We start from the raw sequence: 18,067 nt of genomic DNA, 5'->3' as shown, positions 1-18,067 counted from the left end.
GCGGGCCGGGGGGAGGCATCGCGAATAGACTCGGAGATTGTGACCGCCGAGTATTCCGCCCATCATCTCCAGGTGCTCGAAGGGCTCGAGGCCGTCCGCAAGCGTCCCGGTATGTACATCGGTTCGAACGGATCCCCGGGCCTTATGCACTGCCTCTGGGAGATCATCGACAACGCCGTCGACGAGGCCGTCGCGGGCAACGGCTCGAAGATCGACATCATCCTGCACGATGACGGCAGCGTCGAGGTCCATGACCGCGGCCGCGGAATCCCCGTCGACGTCGAGCCCCGCACCGGTCTCACCGGCGTCGAGGTCGTGTTCACGAAGCTGCATGCCGGCGGCAAGTTCGGCGGTGGGTCGTACGCCGCATCCGGTGGTCTGCACGGAGTCGGTGCTTCTGTGGTCAACGCGCTGTCCGAGCGCCTCGACGTCGAGGTCGACCGCGGCGGCAAGACGTATGCGATGTCCTTCCATCGCGGCGAGCCTGGGCTCTTCGCCGACTCCGGCGAGAAGCGACCGGACGCGAAGTTCACGCCGTTCCAGGACAAGAGCGAGCTGCGGGTCGTCGGCAAGGCGCCGCGCGGCACCAGCGGAACGCGCATCCGCTACTGGGCGGATCACCAGATCTTCACGAAGGATGCCGCGTTCCAGCTCAACGAGCTGGTGACCCGCGCGCGTCAGACGGCATTCCTCGTCCCCGGCCTCGAGCTCGTCATCCGCGATGAGCGCGCGGCGAACGGAGCCGAGGTCGAGGGCCAGGCGATTGAGACCTCCTACCGGTACGACGGCGGCATCTCGGAGTTCGTCGAGTACCTCGCGAACGACGCTCCCGTCACCGACACATGGCGCATCCAGGGTGAAGGCACCTTCAAGGAGACCGTTCCGGTTCTGCAGGCCGACGGTCACATGATCGCGACAGAGGTCGAGCGCGTCTGCGCCGTCGATATCGCGATGCGCTGGGGAACGGGCTACGACACGACCACGCGGTCGTTCGTCAACATCATCGCCACACCCAAGGGCGGCACGCACCAGCAGGGGTTCGAGCAGGAGCTGCTCAAGGTGCTGCGGTCGCAGGTCGATCAGAACGCACGCCGTCTGAAGGTCGGCAGCAACGACAAGCTCGAGAAGGACGATGTCCTCGCGGGGCTCACCGCGGTGCTCACGGTGAACGTGCCGGAGCCTCAGTTCGAGGGGCAGACGAAGGAGATCCTCGGCACACCGGCCGTGCGCCAGATCGTGGCCCAGGTGATCCGCAAGGATCTCGCGGCGCGGTTCAGCTCGACGAAGCGTGACGACAAGAGCCAGGCGACGCAGCTGCTCGACAAGATCGTCGCCGAGATGAAGGCCCGCGTCTCGGCTCGCGCGCACAAGGAGACCCAGCGTCGCAAGAACGCCCTGGAGTCGTCGACCCTGCCGACCAAGCTGGTCGACTGCCGCACCAACGAGGTCGAGCGCAGCGAGCTGTTCATCGTCGAGGGCGACTCCGCTCTCGGTACGGCCAAGAACGCGCGCAACAGCGAGTTCCAGGCGCTGCTGCCCATTCGCGGCAAGATCCTGAACGTGCAGAAGGCGTCCGTCGGCGACATGCTGTCGAACACGGAGTGCGCCTCGATCATCCAGGTCATCGGTGCGGGGTCCGGTCGGAGCTTCGACATCGACGCCGCGCGCTACGGCAAGGTGATCCTGATGAGCGACGCCGATGTCGACGGCGCGCACATCCGCACGTTGCTCCTCACGCTCTTCTACCGGTACATGCGTCCGCTCATCGAGCACGGACGCGTGTTCGCCGCGGTGCCGCCGCTGCACAGGGTGATCGTGATGAACCCCGGCTCCAAGCCGAACGAGACGATCTACACCTACAGCGAGCAGGAGATGCACACGCTCCTGGCCAAGCTCCGCAAGGCCGGCAAGCGCTGGCACGAGCCGATCCAGCGCTACAAGGGTCTGGGCGAGATGGACGCCGAGCAGCTCGCGAACACCACGATGGATCGAGGCGGACGGCTTCTGCGCCGGGTGCGCATGGAGGACGCCGAGGCGGCGGGTCGCGTCTTCGAGCTGCTGATGGGCAACGAGGTCGCTCCACGCCGCGAGTTCATCATCGACTCCTCCGACCGTCTGTCGCGGGAGTCGATCGACGCCTGAGCGTCACCGCGCGAGCGACAGTGCCGCGCGGTACACAGCGATCAGAGCATCGCGGTGGGTGTCCTGCGCGACCTGATCGCGGTGGGAGATCGCAGCCGTGCTCATCGACCGGACAGCGGCCGGGTCGTCGCGCAGCGCGCGGAGAGCATGCGCGAGCCCCGACGCATCCGGGGTGTCGGTCACGATTCCGCCGCCGTCCGGGAGCATCTCGGCGAGGTCAGGGTCGGTGACGATCACCGGCAGCCCCGACGCGATCGCCTCGAGGATGACCATCGGCTGGTTGTCGAAGTCGAGCGAGGTAGACACCAGCACGTGAGCCTGACGCATGCCGTCGAGCACCCGGGACTGGGGGACTCCGCCGTGCACCGTGAGGCGCCCCGACGGCAGATCCGCCGCGGCATCCGCGACAGTGCGACGCGCGACACCGTCACCGAACATCTCGGCTCGGACTCCGGGCGACTGCCGCAGGGCGTCGACGAAGACCTGAGGCCGCTTCTCGGGCGACAGTCGGCCGCACCACACGACGCGGAGCTCTTCGTCCGGCGCGACGATCCGCGGCGTCGGCGCGCCGACCCGGTCGAGCACACTCGACTCGAGCCCGTTGGACAGCACGGTGAGCGGCGTCCGCACGCCCTGGGCGACCAGCTTCGCCGCGAAATGCGCCGATGGCACGATCACCTGGTCGGCGTGGTTCGCCTGACTCACCATGAGCCGCCACATCCGCTGGGCCATGCGCGTCTTCGCATACGCGGCGGTCGAGTCGATGCGCGCCCGGTCGTGGCTCAGACGTCGTCGATGCATCGCCGCGAGCAACGCCGTCGTGACCGAGGGAAGGGGAAGCACGGATCGCGTGTAGACGTCGATGCGCCCGTGCATGGTCTGCACGATCGGGATGCCGAGGGCCCGCGCGGCCTCGAAGCCGGCCAGCGCCGCGAACATCTCGGTGTGCACGTGGACGATCTCGATCCGGTGCATGCTCAGACCGTCGCGAAGAGCCGCCGCCGCCGCTGCCGGCGTCCACGTGAACGGATAGCCGTCCGGCGCGAAGCCACGGGCCGTGGGCAGCCGCACGACGTGCGGATCGGCACTGGGCTCAGCCAGAGGAGCGAACACGAAGACCTCGTGCCCGGCGTGCTCCAGAGCCTCCCTGTGCGCCTTGATCACGGTCTGCACGCCGCCCAGAGTCGGCAGGTAGTAGTCGGTGACCATGGCGATGCGCACTCGACCACAATAGGGCGGCTAGGGTGATGTGCATGTCCGGAGCCCGTGTGCTGGTGACGGGGGCGAGTGGGTTCCTCGGCGGCTACGTGGTGCCCGAGCTGCAGAGCCAGGGGTACGAGGTCTTCGCGGCGGGGCGCGACACCGCGGCCCTCACCCGGGTCGCGGACGGCGATCACTGCGTTCCCGGCGATCTCGTCTCGCTCCGCACCCGCGATCTCCCGATGGATGCCGTGATCCACTGTGCGGCGCTGTCGACGCCGTGGGGTCCGTGGAGGGACTTCCGCGAGGCGAACATCGAGGGCACAGGGCATGTCGTCGAATTCGCCCGCCGCAACGGCGTGCGAAGGATCGTGCACGTGTCGTCTCCGAGTGTGTACGCGGCGGCCCACGACCGCGTCGCGATCCGGGAGCCCGATGTCGATCGCAGCAATCGCCTCAACGGCTATATCCGGTCGAAGATCGCCGCCGAGGACCTCCTGCTCGAGGCGATGGATGCCGGGACGATCCCCGAGGTCGTGATCCTTCGCCCTCGAGGGCTCATCGGAGTGGGGGATCCGAGCCTCGTGCCGAGGCTGCTCGATGTGCACACGCGGATCGGCGTGCCGCTCTTCGACGACGGCGACAACCTCATCGACGTGACCGCGGTCGAGAACGTCGCTGTGGCGCTGCGACTGGCGGTGACCGAAGGAAACGGTGCCGGAGGGGTGTACAACATCTCGAACGGAGACCCTCGGCGATTCCGCGAGCTGCTGACGACACTGCTCGATCTCATGGGGCAGACGCCTCGGTTCCGGCCGATGAGCAGACGTGTCGCCTGGGCGATCGCTTCTGCTCTGGAGGGCGTGTGCGCGGTGCTGCCCGGGCGGCCCGAACCTCCGCTCACCCGCTACACGCTCAGCACCATCGCCTACTCGCAGACCCTCGACATCTCGCGTGCGCAGGAGGAGCTCGGATACCGACCCGAGGTGACGCTGGATGATGCCCTCGCCGCTGTCGCCGCCCACCTGAGGGCGAGCGCGTGACCGCCCGACTCCGCCACTACGTGTGCGGGAGCACCTCGCACGATGTCGGTGCGATGTTCCACGACGCGCCGCACGGAGTCCGTGAATTCCCGTCCGGAGTGTTCCTGTACGACGACTCGTACGGGCGGCGCGTGCTGTTCGACACGGGTTACGCGACGGGTGAGTGGCGCACGGGCTGGCGCGGTGCCGTCTACCGGCGTCTGCTCCCGCCGACCGTCGATGACGAGGATGACGTGGGCGCACGTCTGCGAGCGGACGGCGTCGACCCGGCATCCGTCACGCACGTCGTGCTGTCTCACCTGCATCCGGACCATGTCGGGGGAGTCCGTCGGTTTCCGCGCGCCACCTTCGTGCTGAGCGCCGGGCACGTGCGGACCCTCGCCGCGCCTCGGCTCCGCACGGGGGTGCTCCCTGGGCTGTTCCCCGAGTGGTTTCCGGGCACAGACGGCGTGGTGCTCGATGCCGACGCATTCTCGACGGTCGAGATCCGAGGTGTCGCACTGCGCGCTCACGACCTCTTCGGAGACGGCTCATACCTGGTGGTCGACCTTCCAGGCCATGCCGACGGGCACCTGGGTGCGCTGATCGAGCGCCGAGTGCTGCTGGCGGGGGATGCGGCCTGGGGAAGAGACCTGGTCGACGCATCCGCGGGTTTGAAGACGCTGCCCCGGCTCGTCCAGCACGATGCGGATCGGTACGCCGCGACAACCCGTGTTCTCGGCGACCTGGCGTCCGCCGGCATCCGGATCGTATGCAGCCATGACCCGCTCGGCGCGAAAGAGCTGCTGGACTGATGTCGAAGTTCGCGATCCTGCGAGAGTTCGTCGCGGTGCGGTGGCTGCGGCCGCTGCACACGAGGGCGGCGGTCGAGCGGCGGCAGCGACGCCTGCTGCGGTCTCACCTGAGGTTCCTGCGGCAGCGATCAGCGTACTTCCGCGAGCAGCTGGCGAGCCGTCACTTCTCCGAGCTTCCCTTGATGGACAAGAGCGTCATGATGAGCCGCTTCGACGACATCAACACCGTGGGCGCCGGACGCGACGAGGCGCTCGCCCTCGCGATCGAGAACGAGCGCTCCCGAGACTTCGAGGCGGATCTGGGTTCGAACTCTGTCGGGCTCTCGAGTGGGACGAGCGGTCACCGCGGCCTGTTCGTGGTCAGCAGCCCCGAACGCGATGCCTGGGTGGGGACGGTGCTCGCCCGCACCCTCCCTCGAGGCAGGCTGCTCGGGCATCGGATCGCGCTGTTCCTCCGGGCGGACAACAGCCTCTACGAGTCGGTCGCCTCGCGCGCGGTGTCGTTCCGGTACTTCGACGTGTACTCCGATATGGACGAGAACATCGCCCGGTTGCAGGAGTACCGCCCGACCATCCTCGTCGCCCCGCCGTCTGTCCTGAGACTGATCGCGCGAGCGGCCGATGCGGGCGCCTTCGACGTCGTGCCCCAGCGGGTGTACTCGGTGGCCGAAGTGCTCGAGATCGCCGACGAGCAGCGCATCAGGGAGTCGCTCGGACAGCCTCTCCTGCACCAGCTCTACCAGTGCACGGAGGGCTTCCTCGCGCACACCTGCGAGCGCGGGGTCATCCACCTGAACGAGGACAACATCCTCGTCGAGCGCGAGGCGCTGGATGCCGAGCGGTTCACGCCGATCATCACTGACCTCCGCCGACGCGCGCAGCCGATCGTGCGGTATCGGCTCGGCGACGTCCTCCGTGAGCGGGATCGACCCTGCCCCTGCGGCAGCGCGCTCACGGCGATCGAGCGCATCGAGGGCAGAGAGGGCGACACGCTGGTCTTCCGAGGCCTCGACGGGCGTGACGTCCCGGTCTTCGCCGATGTGATCACCCGTGCGCTTCTCTACGCGGACGGCTTCGACGAGTACCGCATCACTCAGATCGGCGCGTCGCGGCTGCAGATCGCCCTGGACACGGTCGATGATCGGTCTCGGCGCCGCGTCGAGGACGAGGTGGGCACGCTGGCCGACAGACTCGGCTGTGAGCGGCCCGAGCTCACGTTCGTGGACTATGTGAGAGACGGTTCGGTGAAGCTGCGCCGGGTGGTGCAGGAATGGGGGGACCGGAGATGGTGAGGAACTGCGAGATCGTCGGGTGGGGCACGTCGCTTCCCGCTCGGACGGTGCGATTCGGCGATGAGACGCGGTATCGCATCGAGGACGACGTGTCGCATCTCGACATGCTGACCGAGGCGTGCGAACGGGCGCTCTCGCACGCGGGCGTCACGGCGGATCAGATCGACCTCGTCGTGGGTGCCTCGGCAGCGGGCATCCAGCCCATCCCGTGCACGGCCGCGCTCGTGCTCGAGAGGTTGACGCTCACCGGTCATGCGGCCGCCTTCGACGTCAACTCGACCTGCACGAGCTTCATCACGGCTTTCGACGTCGCGTCTCGGTACCTGGACGCCGGCGACCACGAGACGATCCTCGTGTTCGCGGGCGATGTGGGAACACGCTTCCTGAATCCCGAGCAGCGCGAGAGCTTCGAGCTCTTCAGCGATGCCGGTGCAGCCGTCGTGCTCCGCCGCTCCGCAGACGCCGACCGGGGCGTGATCGCGAGCGCTCAGCGCACCTGGCCCGCCTACGCGCACGACACCGAGATCAGGGGAGGGCTGTCCGGCTCGCCCGCGCAGGCGTATGCCACGGCCGACCCCGCCGACTACCTGTTCGACATGGACGGACGCCGAGCGCTGCTCGGGATGATGCGCGTGCTGCCTGAGTTCTTCGACGCGTTCCACCGGAGCTCGGGGATCTCCTACGACGATGTCGCGCTCTGGGTGCCCCATCAGGCATCGGCCGCGCTCGGACCGATGCTCGATCGCCTCGGCATCCCGGTCGAACGCCGCATCGACGAGGTCAGAGAGTTCGGCAACATGGTGTCGTCATCGGTGCCGTTCATGCTGGCCCGCGCGCTCGAGAGCGGTCGGGTCGGCACCGGTGACACCGTGATCCTCTGCGGCACGGCAGCGGGCCTCACTGCCAACATCCTCGCGCTCCGACTCTGAGAGGCGGTCCGGGCGGGGACTGACGCCCGGCCCACCTGCCCTCACACCAGGGTGCGACCGATGCTGCCGATCACACCGTCGATCGGCTGCCCCGAGGCGTCGCGACGTGCACCCGCGTCGGGGAGCTTGCGCACGGCACCGGTCGGGTCGACGGCCTGCGCCGGACTCGGTCCCACCCAGGCGACCGTCAGACGGTCCTCGCCTTTCAGGAAGGCATGCGCGCGCACGCCACCGGTCGCCCGGCCCTTCGCGGGGTACTCGGAGAACGACGAGACCTTGGCGCGGCCCGGTTCGGTTCCCGGAAGGCTGCTGTCGCCTCCGGACACAGTGGCGACCACGGCGTCGGACTCGGGGGTCACCGCACCGAAGAAGAGCACCGAGGCACCTGCGCCGAGCTTGATGCCGGCCATGCCACCCGCCGGTGCACCCTGTGGTCGCACGGCGGACGCGGAGAACCGGAGCAGCTGGGCGTCGGTCGTCACGAAGACGAGGTCGTCATCGTCTCGCGCAGCCACCGCACCGACCACCGTGTCACCGGGCTTCATGCCGATGACCTCGAGATCGGGTCGCACGGGAAGCGTCGACGGGACGATCCGCTTCACGGTGCCCTGTGCCGTGCCGAGCGCGATCGGCACCTCGCTGTCGAAACGGACGAAGCCCAGGATGCGCTCTCCTCGGGTGGTGATCCCGAGGTAGTCGCGCAGCGGCGCTCCTGCGGCCAGCTGAACGGACGACGACGGCACCGACGGCAGGTCGACTGGCGAGAACCGCAGCACGCGACCCTCGGTCGTCAGCGCGCCGATCTCGGCACGGACCGTCGTCTCGATCGTCGTCAGGATCGCGTCGTGCTTGCTGCGGCGAGGTGGCAGCGAGAGCTCTTGGCCTTCGCCGAGATCCACCCGCACCGCTCGACCGGTCGTCGAGAGGACGAGCACGGTCGGCGCGTCCGCGATCTGCAGATCGACCGCTCCCTTCGTCGCACGGGGCTTCGGGGGAGCGGCGTTCATCAGGAGCGTGCGGCGAGGAGTGCCGTAGGCGTCTGCTGCGGCATCCAGTTCCTTCGCGACCGCAGCCCGGAGCAGCACGTCGCTGCCGAGGAGCTCGCGCAGCGCGGCGATCTCGGCGAGCAAGGCGTCGCGCTCCGTCTCGAGTTCGATGCGCGAGAACTTCGTCAATCGGCGCAGGCGCAGTTCGAGGATGTACTCGGCCTGCAGCTCGCTGAGGTCGAACACGGAGCGCAGCCGCGCACGCGCCTGCTCGGAGTCGTCGGACGACCGGATGACCTGGATGACCTCGTCGATGTCGAGGATCGCGATGAGCAGACCCTCGACGAGGTGCAGCCGCTCTTCGCGCCGCGCGAGCCGATACCGGCTGCGTCGCGTGATCACCTCGAGACGGTGCGCCACGTAGACCCGGAGCATCTCCTTGAGCCCCAGCGTGCGGGGCTGCCCGTCGACGAGTGCGACGTTGTTGATGCTGAAGGAATCCTCGAGGGGCGTCAGGCGGTACAGCTGCTCGAGCACCGCGTGGGGATCGAACCCGGTCTTGATGCCGATCGCGACGCGAAGTCCGTGGTTGCGGTCCGTGAGGTCCGTCACATCGCTGATGCCCTGCAGCTTCTTCGCCTGCACCGCATCGCGGATCTTCTCGATCAGCCGTTCGGGGCCGACCATGTACGGCAGCTCCGAGACGATGATGCCGGTTCGGCGCGGTCCGAGGGGCTCGACGGAGACCTTGCCTCGCACCTTGAGCGCGCCGCGCCCGTTCGTGTACGCGTCCTTGACGCCATCGAGCCCCATCAGGATGCCGCCCGAGGGGAAGTCTGGCCCCGGCACGAACTCCATGAGCTCTTCGGTCGTGGCTTCAGGGTTCTCGAGCAGGTGCGTGGCGGCGGCGACGACCTCGATCAGGTTGTGCGGCGCCATGTTGGTGGCCATGCCGACCGCGATACCGCTCGCGCCGTTGACGAGGAGGTTGGGGAAGGCGGCCGGGAGCACGGAGGGCTGCTGGAACTGGCCGTCGTAGTTGGGGATGAAGTCGACGACATCCTCGTCGAGGTTCTCGGTGAGCGCCATCGCCGGCGAGGCCAGACGCGCCTCGGTGTAACGAGCCGCCGCGGGACCGTCGTCGAGCGAGCCGAAGTTTCCGTGGCCGTCGACGAGGGGGACACGAAGCGCCCATTCCTGCGCGAGCCGCACCAGGGCGTCGTAGATCGCCGTGTCGCCGTGCGGGTGCAGCTTTCCCATGACCTCGCCGACGACACGAGCGCTCTTCACATGGCCGCGGTCGGGGCGGAGTCCCATCTCCGCCATCTGATAGAGGATGCGTCGCTGAACGGGCTTGAGACCGTCTCGAGCATCGGGCAGCGCTCGCGAGTAGATCACCGAGTAGGCGTATTCGAGGAAGGAACCCTGCATCTCGGTTTCGAGATCGATGTCCTGGATTCTCTCCGGGGCGAGCTCGGGAGGCGGGGTCTTCGGCATGGCCATCCTGAATGGGTGCGAGGCTGAGGGCGTACGGGAGCCTGTGTCAGACTGGCTCGGATGCCCATCATTCTACCGTCCGAGTCGCTCGCAGTCCGGAGCGTCGTCGGGGTGGCGGACGACGTGTTCGCCGCTCTGCGCGGCGAATTCGCGACCCTGCCGCGGGCCGCATCCGTCGTGCTCGTGCTGATCGACGGCCTCGGCGCGATCAGCCTGCGCGCCCATGCCGGGCATGCCCGTACGCTGACGGCGGGCATGGCGAAGAAGGATGTGGCACATTCGGTCTTCCCGTCGACCACCGCGGCGGCCCTCACGAGCATCCTCACGGGCGTGTGGCCCGGCGAGCACGGTCTCGTCGGCTACAGCGTGCTCGACCCCGCGCAGGATGCTCTGGTCAATCAGCTCACCGGCTGGGAGTCCGTAGGGATCGACCCCGCGACCTGGCAGGCAGCGCCGACGATCTTCGAGCGCGCCCGTGCCGAGGGACGACCGACCTTCGCGGTCGGCGTCGCCGCATACGCCGGAAGCGGGTTCACACGAGCGACGCTCCGCGGTGCCGACTTCGTCGCCGCGCAGACGCCGGCAGAGCGGGTCCAGGTCGCGTACGACCTGGCCGAACGGCATCCCGGTTCGCTGGTGTACTGCTACCTGCCGGAGGTGGACAAGGCGGGCCACCGCTACGGCCTCGATTCTGCGCAGTGGGTGTCGGCGCTCGAGGAGATCGACGCCGCGATGTCCTGGCGGGTGCCGCCGGGAGTCGGAGTGCTCGTCACCTCGGACCACGGCATGGTCGATGTACCCGCGCATCGGCAGATCGTGCTCGAAGCCGAGCATCTGGCCGATGTGCGTCACATCGGCGGGGAACCGCGGATGCTGCACGTCTACGTCGATCCCGACGTCGAGGCTGCGGCCGTCGCCGATCGATGGACGCGCGACCTCGACGGCCGCGCCGACGTCGGCACACGTCAGGAAGCGATCGCGGCGGGGCTGTTCGGCCCGGAGGTCACTGCCGCAGCCGCGTCGCGGATCGGCGACGTGCTCGTCGTCGCGCGCGGCAATGGCGCGGTGTATGACGGGACCGCGCAGGATCAGCGCAGCCGGGGCATGATCGGTCAACACGGCGGCCTCACTCCGGAGGAGCGCCAGGTGCCCCTGCTCCGTTTCGGTGCGTTCGCCCGCTGAGCGGCCTCTGCATCGAGCCGTGGAGCGCTCGGCCCGCGGACTCTACTCGTCGGTGCGTGCTCCGAAGACGATCTCGTCCCACGAGGGCATGGCGTTTCGCCGCTTACGTCGGCCGGAGTTGTCGTTCGCCGGCTCGGGGGTGACTTCCGGCCGGCCCTCCTCTTCGGGAACGGAGCTCTCGAAGGCGTCGAAGAGGGCGATCGGATCGCGGTCGTCCTGGTCGTCCTCGGACGTCTCGAGGACCGGTGCGGTCTCCCGCTGTCCCCGGCGGCGGCGGAGGGCCTCGAGCAGGTCGGCGGTCTCGGGGCTCGTCGTGGCCGATTCCGGTGCACGATTGATCGCGGCATCCTGCACTGCTGCGGTGGAGCGCTCGGGCGCGGCCACGTCCTCGATATCGGCCTCGGGGGCAGGGATCAGGCGCGGTCCGAAGGCGCCGGAGTCGAAGCGGCTGTCGTCCTTGTAGGGCGATGCCTGGCGTTCGGCTTCGACGGCGCGCAGCCGCGGGATGAGTCCCTCCGGGAGAGAGCCCTGACGCGAGAGCTGCGTCGCATCGGCGTTGAGCGGCGCCAGGGCACTGCGACGCGGATCGAAGCTCCAGCGAGCATCGTGATCGACCTCGTTGGCAGCGAACTCGAGTTTGATGATCCAGCCGCTCTCGTCCTTCCAGCTCGCCCAGCGTTCGGCGGTGGCCTCGAGCTCGGAGAGCTTGGCGCGGATGGCGGTGCCGAACGTCGGCTGCGCGTCGGGTTCGACGTCGCTCCCGATCAGAACGGGAACGGCGAGAGCCTGGCCGATCACGTGCTCGCGCTCAGCCAGCACGGGGCCCTCGAAGCGGATGACGTCGTCGACGCTGATGCCGAGGAGCTCAGCCACCTCGGGGGCCGTGAGCCCGGCGCGGATCTGCGCCTGGATGTCGCGCGGGCTCGCGGCGAGGCGCTGAGCAGTCGGCTCGCTCTGTCGCGTCGCACGCCGGATCTCGCGGTGAAGGACGTCGTCGATGGGCAGCGCGAAGCGCTCGCCCGACTCGGTCGCGAGTACGAGCAGACCTGCTTCTGTGCCGACGATGGTGACGTTTTCCATGCGAATGCCCCTCTGATGGGTGTGCGTTCATGGTGTCACGCGGTGCGCCTCTCAGCCGGGAATACTCTGGGCGTGCCGTGAGTTTGGTCTGTCGCAAGCTCGGGCATTTGCTTATTGCCTCGCAGTCGTGCAAACTATGGCCGCCGATTACCCCGACGGCGCACCACCCACTCGCATGAAAGTGGAGATTCACCACATGGCAACCGACTACGACGCTCCCCGCAAGAGTGAAGACGACTCCGAGTCGATCGAAGCCCTCAAGGAGCGTGTGCCGGACAAGAGCTCCGGCTCTTCGGGAGACGAGGATGCGGACAACCCGTCCAGCTTCGATCTTCCCGGAGCCGATCTTTCCGACCTCGAGCTCGATGTCGTCGTGCTGCCCGCGCAGCAGGACGAATTCACCTGCATGAACTGCTTCCTGGTGAAGCACCGTTCTCAGCTCGATCACGAGGGCTCCTCCGGCCCCATCTGCAAGGAGTGCGCCGCCTGAGCGCACTCGAACGAGATTCCACGCGCCCCCGACCTTCCGGTCAGGGGCGCGTCGTCTTTGTCCGTGGCTCGGCTGTCGTCAGGCCCGGGAGGCGAGGATCGCCGCCGCGAGGCGGTCCGGCGTCCTGGTCGAGACGGTCCAGGCGTCGACCGGGTCATCCGGGTCGATGTTGGGGACCACGACCACGCCGTCCACGCCGCCGCGGATGAGGTGCCACCCGTGGGCAGGCAGTCCGGGGCCGCGCGCGTGGCGCGCCTCCTCGCCGGTCAGCGCAGTCGGGGTGCCGAGGTGCCGAGTCTCGATGTGCGCCCGTCCCGCGCGCAGGACGTCGCCCTCGACCGACACCACGGGCGTGAGGGCGATGAACGCGATCACGAGCAGTGTCGAGACGACGGCGCCGACGATCAGAGCGATCGTGGAGCCGACCGGGACGAAGATGAGGGCGACCATCGGGCCCGCGAGTGCGACCGTCACCAGCAGCCACAGGCTGGGCGACAGTCTCTCGCGGTAGCGGGTCCGCGCGTCAGGAGCGATGTTCTGCATTAGCCTCGTGGGGTGACTGATTCCGTTGATGTCCCCATTATCGCCTCTGTGGTGCCCGGTTACGCGCACCCCGGCGACGCCGGAGCCGATCTGGTGGCGGCGGAGGCCGTTCACCTCGCCCCGGGGGAGCGAGCCCTCGTAGCGACGGGCGTGCGCATCGCGCTGCCCGAGGGATACGCGGCATTCGTGGTGCCACGCAGCGGTCTCGCCGCCAAGCACGGCATCTCGATCGTCAACTCGCCCGGCACGGTGGATGCCGGATACCGCGGCGAGATCAAGGTGAGCCTGATCAACACCGACAGCCGCAGCGCGTACGATGTGGCCGTCGGCGACCGCATCGCGCAGCTGATCGTCATGCCCGTGACGCGAGCCACGTTCATCCCGGTCGAGGAGCTGCCCGACAGCGTCCGCGGCGAGGGTGGCTTCGGTTCGACCGGCTACCAGGCAGGATCCCATTCCCCTTCGGCAGGACAGGCCAATGACTGACAACAACGCGACTCCCTCGAAGTCGGCCCCGGACGACCGGGCGACGCAGGGTCCCTTCGACGACTCCGAGGCGAACCCCGTGCGCCCGTACATCGACCTCGGCGGAATCAAGATCCTTCCGCGCGAAGGACTGAATCTCCGCCTGGAGGTCGAGGAGCAGTCCAAGCGCATCGTCGCTGTCGGTCTCGACTACGCCGACTCCTCGCTGCAGGTGCAGCCCTTCGCCGCACCGCGCTCCGGCGGGCTGTGGGATGAGACGCGAGTGCAGCTGCGCGACCAGGTGCGCGGCCAGGGCGGTCGCGTGGAGGAGCGGGACGGTCCTCTCGGCAAAGAACTGCTCGCCGAAGTGCCGGCGGCCGCGAACGAGGGCTCGGAGCTGCGGCTCGCCCGGTTCATCGGCATCGACGGTCCTCGCTGGTTCCTTCGCGGCGTGATCGGCGGCGCTGCCGCCTCCGATCTCGAAGCCGCGGCGAAGGTCGAGGACCTCTTCCGGTCTATCGTGGTCGTCCGCGGTGGGGCTCCGATGCCTCCGCGCGACCTGATCCCGCTGAAGATGCCCGCGACTCCCGGCTCCGCGTGACCACCCCGGCCCCGGAGCCCGAGCGCGAGCAGACCGCTTCCGACATCGTCGGCGCGGCGCTCGGCGGCGCCGCTCGGCGCGCAGGGCTCGACCCGACCGAGAGCGGTGCGACCCACAAGGTGGTCTGGTCCGCGATCGGCGGGTGGCGCGGCATCCTCGAGTCCGTCCTCCCGAGCCTCGCGTTCGTCGTCCTCTTCACGATTCGCCCCGAGCCGCTGATCCTCCCTCTGGGAGTGTCCGTCGGGCTCGCCGCCGTGTTCACCCTCGTGCGGCTGGTGCAGAAGTCCCCGCCGTCCGCGGCCATCGGCGGTCTGGTGGCCGCTGCGGCCGCTGCGGCATTGGCGCTCTGGACGGGGCGAGGTGAGGACAACTTCGTCCCCGGCCTGATCACGAACGCCGTGTACGGCACGGCGATGCTCGTCTCCGCGCTGATCGGATGGTCGCTCATCGGCCTCGCTGTCGGGTTCCTGATGGGGGAGGGCACCGCCTGGCGCGGTGACCGCCGCAAGCGCCGGGCCTTCTTCTGGCTCGGAGTCTCCTGGGCCGCATTGTTCTTCGCGCGACTGGCGGTGCAGCTCCCGCTGTACCTCGCCGGCGATGTCACGGCGCTCGGCACGCTCAAGCTCATCATGGGTCTTCCGCTGTTCGCACCGCTGATCGCGGTCACGTGGCTCGTCGTGCGCGCGCTCTACCCGCGCGCGTCGGATGCCGAGGCACCTGTCCAGTCGTGATAGATTTATCTTGACATCAAGATAAATTGCAGGCTTTCGCCCGGAGGCTGAGCGGAGCAGACTGGTTAGGTCTGCCTTGCTAGCCGCAGGGGCTCGCTGGCGAGCAAGATGGAGGCGCCTGTCGCTCCCATCCGAATAGAAGGAGACGGATTCGTGTCCACGGTGAACAGCTTCGGTGCCAAGAGCACCCTGACGGTCGGCAGCACCGACTACGAGATCTTCCGCATCGACACGGTGCCCGGTTTCGACAAGCTCCCCTTCAGCCTCAAGGTTCTCCTTGAGAACCTGCTTCGCACCGAGGACGGCGCGAACGTGACGAAGGCGCAGATCGAAGCCCTGGGTTCATGGGATGCCGCGGCAGAGCCGAGCACCGAGATCCAGTTCACGCCCGCCCGCGTGGTCATGCAGGACTTCACCGGTGTTCCCTGCATCGTCGACCTCGCGACCATGCGCGAGGCCGTGACCGCCCTCGGCGGCGACGCGAACAAGATCAACCCGCTCTCGCCCGCCGAGATGGTCATCGACCACTCGGTGATCGCCGATCTCTTCGGTTCCGAGAACGCGCTCGAGCGCAACGTCGAGATCGAGTACGAGCGCAACGGCGAGCGCTACCAGTTCCTCCGCTGGGGTCAGACCGCCTTCAGCGACTTCAAGGTCGTCCCGCCCGGAACCGGCATCGTGCACCAGGTGAACATCGAGCACCTGGCCAAGGTCATCTACGACCGTGACGTGAACGGCGTGCTGCGTGCGTACCCCGACACCTGCGTCGGCACCGACTCGCACACCACGATGGTCAACGGCCTGGGCGTGCTCGGCTGGGGCGTCGGCGGCATCGAGGCCGAGGCCGCGATGCTCGGCCAGCCCGTGTCGATGCTGATCCCGCGCGTCGTCGGCTTCAAGCTGTCCGGCGAGATCCCGGCCGGTGTCACGGCGACAGACGTCGTCCTCACCATCACCGACCTGCTGCGCAAGCACGGCGTCGTCGGCAAGTTCGTCGAATTCTACGGCGAGGGCGTGGCATCCGTGCCGCTTGCGAACCGCGCCACGATCGGCAACATGTCGCCCGAGTTCGGCTCTACGGCCGCGATCTTCCCGATCGACGACGTCACGCTCGACTACCTGCGTCTGACCGGTCGCAGCGACGAGGCCGTCGCGCTCGTCGAGGCGTATGCCAAGGAGCAGAAGCTCTGGCACGATGCCTCCCACGAGCCCACCTTCAGCGAGTACCTCGAGCTCGACCTCGGCACCGTCGTGCCGTCGATCGCCGGCCCGAAGCGCCCGCAGGATCGCATCCTCCTCTCCGAGGCGAAGACGCAGTTCGAGCACGACATCCTCTCCTACGCCTCCGCATCGACCTCGGACTCCGTGGTCGACCTCGAGTCGAAGCACTCGTTCCCGGCGTCCGACCCGGGTTCCGTCCCCGGTGAAGAGGAGCCCACGACGACCCGACCGGTGCACATCAACAGCGGCGCACCGGCCAATGCGTCCAAGCCCGTGCCGGTCACCACGCCCTCGGGTGAGAAGTACATCCTCGACAACGGTGCGGTGACGCTCGCGGCCATCACGTCGTGCACGAACACCTCCAACCCGTCCGTCATGATCGCTGCAGGTCTCGTCGCCCGCAAGGCGCTCGAGAAGGGCCTCAAGCAGAAGCCGTGGGTCAAGACGACGCTCGGCCCCGGCTCGAAGGTCGTCACGGACTACTACGAGAAGTCCGGACTCGACAAGGACCTCGAGGGCCTGGGCTTCTACACCGTCGGCTACGGCTGCACGATCTGCATCGGCAACTCGGGTCCGCTGATCGAAGAGGTCTCCGCGGCCATCAACGACCACGACCTCGCGGTGACCGCCGTGCTCTCGGGAAACCGCAACTTCGAGGGTCGCATCAGCCCCGACGTGAAGATGAACTACCTCGCCAGCCCGCCGCTGGTCATCGCGTATGCACTGGCAGGGTCGATGCACTTCGACTTCGAGAACGACGCGCTCGGCAAGGGTACGGACGGCGAGGACGTGTTCCTGAAGGACATCTGGCCCACCCCGGCCGAGGTCCAGGAGCTGGTCGACTCGTCGATCTCGCGTGAGCAGTTCATCAAGCAGTACGCCACCGTCTTCGACGGCGACGAGCGCTGGCGCAGCCTGCCCACCCCGGACGACGACATCTTCCAGTGGGACGAGAACTCGACCTACGTGCGCAAGGCGCCCTACTTCGACGGCATGACGATGGAGCTCACCCCGGTGCGCGACATCGAGGGCGCGCGCGTCATGGCGACCCTCGGCGACTCGGTCACCACCGACCACATCTCGCCCGCCGGAAACATCAAGGCAGGCACGCCCGCCGCTCAGTACCTCACCGAGCACGGTGTGGACCGCAAGGACTTCAACTCCTTCGGTTCGCGTCGAGGCAACCACGAGGTCATGATCCGCGGAACGTTCGCCAACATCCGTCTGAAGAACATGATGGTCTCGGCCGTCAACGACGGTCAGGTCGTCGAGGGTGGATACACCCGCGACTTCACCCAGGCGGGCGGCCCGCAGTCGTACATCTACGACGCGAGCATGAACTACCAGGAGCAGGGCACCCCGCTCGTCATCTTCGGTGGCAAGGAGTACGGCTCCGGCTCGTCGCGTGACTGGGCGGCCAAGGGCACGAGCCTGCTGGGCGTCAAGGCGGTCATCACCGAGAGCTTCGAGCGCATCCACCGCTCGAACCTGATCGGCATGGGCGTCGTCCCGCTGCAGTTCCCGGCCGGCGAGAGCTGGGAGTCGCTGGGTCTCGACGGAACCGAGGTCGTCTCGATCACGGGTCTCGAGGAGCTCAACAACGGCACCACCCCGAAGACGGTCCGTGTGACCGCCGCCCCGACCGATGACTCGCCCGAGGGCAAGCAGGTCGTCGAGTTCGACGCGGTCGTCCGCATCGACACCCCCGGTGAGGCGGACTACTACCGCAACGGCGGCATCCTGCAGTACGTGCTGCGTTCGCTGGTCTGATCGCACAGTCGGAAAGGGCTCGGTTCTTCGGAACCGGGCCCTTTCCGCGTGTCAGCGCCTGTGTCAAGGGGGAGTCGCTCTCCGAGCTTTCCCGGATGCCC

15 protein-coding genes are annotated in these 18,067 nt (G+C 68.1%); 11 read left to right on the top strand and 4 right to left on the bottom strand.

Annotation, left to right across the window (positions count from 1 at the left end; translation table 11 throughout):
* Positions 1-36 precede the first annotated feature (36 nt).
* The gene (locus tag MRBLWH13_RS07055; protein ID WP_341958243.1) at positions 37-2,142 is read left to right on the top strand and encodes a DNA topoisomerase IV subunit B; all 2,106 of its coding nucleotides are present in this window, start codon (positions 37-39) and stop codon (positions 2,140-2,142) included.
* A 3-nt stretch (positions 2,143-2,145) separates the two neighbouring features.
* Here MRBLWH13_RS07055 and MRBLWH13_RS07050 read toward each other — a convergent pair whose 3' ends face one another.
* The gene (locus MRBLWH13_RS07050) at positions 2,146-3,363 is read right to left on the bottom strand and encodes a glycosyltransferase (protein WP_341957556.1); all 1,218 of its coding nucleotides are present in this window, start codon (positions 3,361-3,363) and stop codon (positions 2,146-2,148) included.
* 32 nt (positions 3,364-3,395) lie between these two features.
* Here MRBLWH13_RS07050 and MRBLWH13_RS07045 point away from each other — a divergent pair, with 32 nt between their 5' ends.
* From MRBLWH13_RS07045 to MRBLWH13_RS07030, 4 genes are read left to right on the top strand one after another with little or no spacing between them, the layout of a single operon-like run.
* Positions 3,396-4,385 carry an NAD(P)-dependent oxidoreductase gene (locus tag MRBLWH13_RS07045; protein WP_341957555.1) on the top strand — a complete coding sequence of 330 codons (990 nt, stop codon included), beginning with the start codon at positions 3,396-3,398 and terminating at the stop codon, positions 4,383-4,385.
* Entirely contained in the window at positions 4,382-5,179 is a 798-nt protein-coding gene (locus tag MRBLWH13_RS07040) for an MBL fold metallo-hydrolase (protein WP_341957553.1), read from the top strand. The genes MRBLWH13_RS07045 and MRBLWH13_RS07040 overlap by 4 nt, the downstream gene beginning before the upstream one ends.
* Positions 5,179-6,471 carry a F390 synthetase-related protein gene (locus MRBLWH13_RS07035; protein ID WP_341957551.1) on the top strand — a complete coding sequence of 431 codons (1,293 nt, stop codon included), beginning with the start codon at positions 5,179-5,181 and terminating at the stop codon, positions 6,469-6,471. The genes MRBLWH13_RS07040 and MRBLWH13_RS07035 overlap by 1 nt, the downstream gene beginning before the upstream one ends.
* Positions 6,465-7,400, top strand: a complete 936-nt coding sequence (locus MRBLWH13_RS07030; RefSeq protein ID WP_341957550.1) for a 3-oxoacyl-[acyl-carrier-protein] synthase III C-terminal domain-containing protein — start codon at positions 6,465-6,467, stop codon at positions 7,398-7,400. Before MRBLWH13_RS07035 ends, MRBLWH13_RS07030 begins: the two co-directional genes overlap by 7 nt.
* A gap of 41 nt (positions 7,401-7,441) precedes the next feature.
* Here MRBLWH13_RS07030 and MRBLWH13_RS07025 read toward each other — a convergent pair whose 3' ends face one another.
* Positions 7,442-9,883, bottom strand: a complete 2,442-nt coding sequence (locus MRBLWH13_RS07025; RefSeq protein WP_341957549.1) for a DNA topoisomerase IV subunit A — start codon at positions 9,881-9,883, stop codon at positions 7,442-7,444.
* A 60-nt stretch (positions 9,884-9,943) separates the two neighbouring features.
* On the opposite strand from MRBLWH13_RS07025, the gene MRBLWH13_RS07020 reads away from it, so the two are divergent.
* Positions 9,944-11,065, top strand: coding sequence for a nucleotide pyrophosphatase/phosphodiesterase family protein (locus tag MRBLWH13_RS07020; protein WP_341957547.1), 1,122 nt, complete (start codon positions 9,944-9,946; stop codon positions 11,063-11,065).
* Between the two features lie 42 nt (positions 11,066-11,107).
* Here the strand turns inward: MRBLWH13_RS07020 and sepH are convergent, their stop codons facing one another.
* Complete coding sequence (sepH, locus tag MRBLWH13_RS07015; RefSeq protein WP_341957544.1) at positions 11,108-12,145, bottom strand: septation protein SepH; 1,038 nt, start codon at positions 12,143-12,145, stop codon at positions 11,108-11,110.
* Between the two features lie 196 nt (positions 12,146-12,341).
* Between sepH and MRBLWH13_RS07010 the strand changes: the two genes are divergently transcribed.
* Positions 12,342-12,635 (top strand): DUF4193 domain-containing protein, encoded by a 294-nt coding sequence (locus MRBLWH13_RS07010; RefSeq protein ID WP_056307515.1) that lies wholly within the window; start codon positions 12,342-12,344, stop codon positions 12,633-12,635.
* A gap of 78 nt (positions 12,636-12,713) precedes the next feature.
* On the opposite strand, the gene MRBLWH13_RS07005 is transcribed toward MRBLWH13_RS07010, so the two are convergent.
* Entirely contained in the window at positions 12,714-13,178 is a 465-nt protein-coding gene (locus tag MRBLWH13_RS07005) for a DUF3093 domain-containing protein (protein ID WP_341957541.1), read from the bottom strand.
* Between the two features lie 12 nt (positions 13,179-13,190).
* On the opposite strand from MRBLWH13_RS07005, the gene dut reads away from it, so the two are divergent.
* The 4 genes from dut (at position 13,191) to MRBLWH13_RS06985 (ending at position 17,966) form a co-directional block, all read left to right on the top strand.
* The gene (gene dut, locus MRBLWH13_RS07000; protein ID WP_341957539.1) at positions 13,191-13,664 is read left to right on the top strand and encodes a dUTP diphosphatase; all 474 of its coding nucleotides are present in this window, start codon (positions 13,191-13,193) and stop codon (positions 13,662-13,664) included.
* On the top strand, positions 13,657-14,244 hold the full coding sequence (locus MRBLWH13_RS06995) for a DUF3710 domain-containing protein (RefSeq protein WP_056307521.1): 588 nt from the start codon (positions 13,657-13,659) through the stop codon (positions 14,242-14,244). The genes dut and MRBLWH13_RS06995 overlap by 8 nt, the downstream gene beginning before the upstream one ends.
* Positions 14,241-14,975, top strand: coding sequence for a DUF3159 domain-containing protein (locus MRBLWH13_RS06990; protein WP_341957536.1), 735 nt, complete (start codon positions 14,241-14,243; stop codon positions 14,973-14,975). Before MRBLWH13_RS06995 ends, MRBLWH13_RS06990 begins: the two co-directional genes overlap by 4 nt.
* A 153-nt stretch (positions 14,976-15,128) precedes the next feature.
* Entirely contained in the window at positions 15,129-17,966 is a 2,838-nt protein-coding gene (locus tag MRBLWH13_RS06985) for an aconitate hydratase (RefSeq protein WP_341957534.1), read from the top strand.
* Positions 17,967-18,067: the final 101 nt, after the last annotated feature.

Source organism: Microbacterium sp. LWH13-1.2 (assembly GCF_038397735.1).
In the GTDB taxonomy this organism is placed as follows: Bacteria; Actinomycetota; Actinomycetes; order Actinomycetales; family Microbacteriaceae; genus Microbacterium.
The sequence above is the reverse complement of the archived record's forward strand: the minus strand, read 5'-3'. Positions and strand labels throughout refer to the sequence as shown.

Excerpts from the sequence above, each read along its gene's own strand:
- sepH (WP_341957544.1), bottom strand. The coding sequence starts at position 12,145 with ATGGAAAACGTCACCATCGTCGGCACAGAAGCAGGTCTGCTCGTACTC.
- MRBLWH13_RS07030 (WP_341957550.1), top strand. The coding sequence starts at position 6,465 with ATGGTGAGGAACTGCGAGATCGTCGGGTGGGGCACGTCGCTTCCCGCT.
- MRBLWH13_RS07045 (WP_341957555.1), top strand. The coding sequence starts at position 3,396 with ATGTCCGGAGCCCGTGTGCTGGTGACGGGGGCGAGTGGGTTCCTCGGC.
- MRBLWH13_RS07035 (WP_341957551.1), top strand. The coding sequence starts at position 5,179 with ATGTCGAAGTTCGCGATCCTGCGAGAGTTCGTCGCGGTGCGGTGGCTG.
- MRBLWH13_RS07020 (WP_341957547.1), top strand. The coding sequence starts at position 9,944 with ATGCCCATCATTCTACCGTCCGAGTCGCTCGCAGTCCGGAGCGTCGTC.
- MRBLWH13_RS07005 (WP_341957541.1), bottom strand. The coding sequence starts at position 13,178 with ATGCAGAACATCGCTCCTGACGCGCGGACCCGCTACCGCGAGAGACTG.
- MRBLWH13_RS07010 (WP_056307515.1), top strand. The coding sequence starts at position 12,342 with ATGGCAACCGACTACGACGCTCCCCGCAAGAGTGAAGACGACTCCGAG.
- MRBLWH13_RS07025 (WP_341957549.1), bottom strand. The coding sequence starts at position 9,883 with ATGCCGAAGACCCCGCCTCCCGAGCTCGCCCCGGAGAGAATCCAGGAC.
- MRBLWH13_RS06995 (WP_056307521.1), top strand. The coding sequence starts at position 13,657 with ATGACTGACAACAACGCGACTCCCTCGAAGTCGGCCCCGGACGACCGG.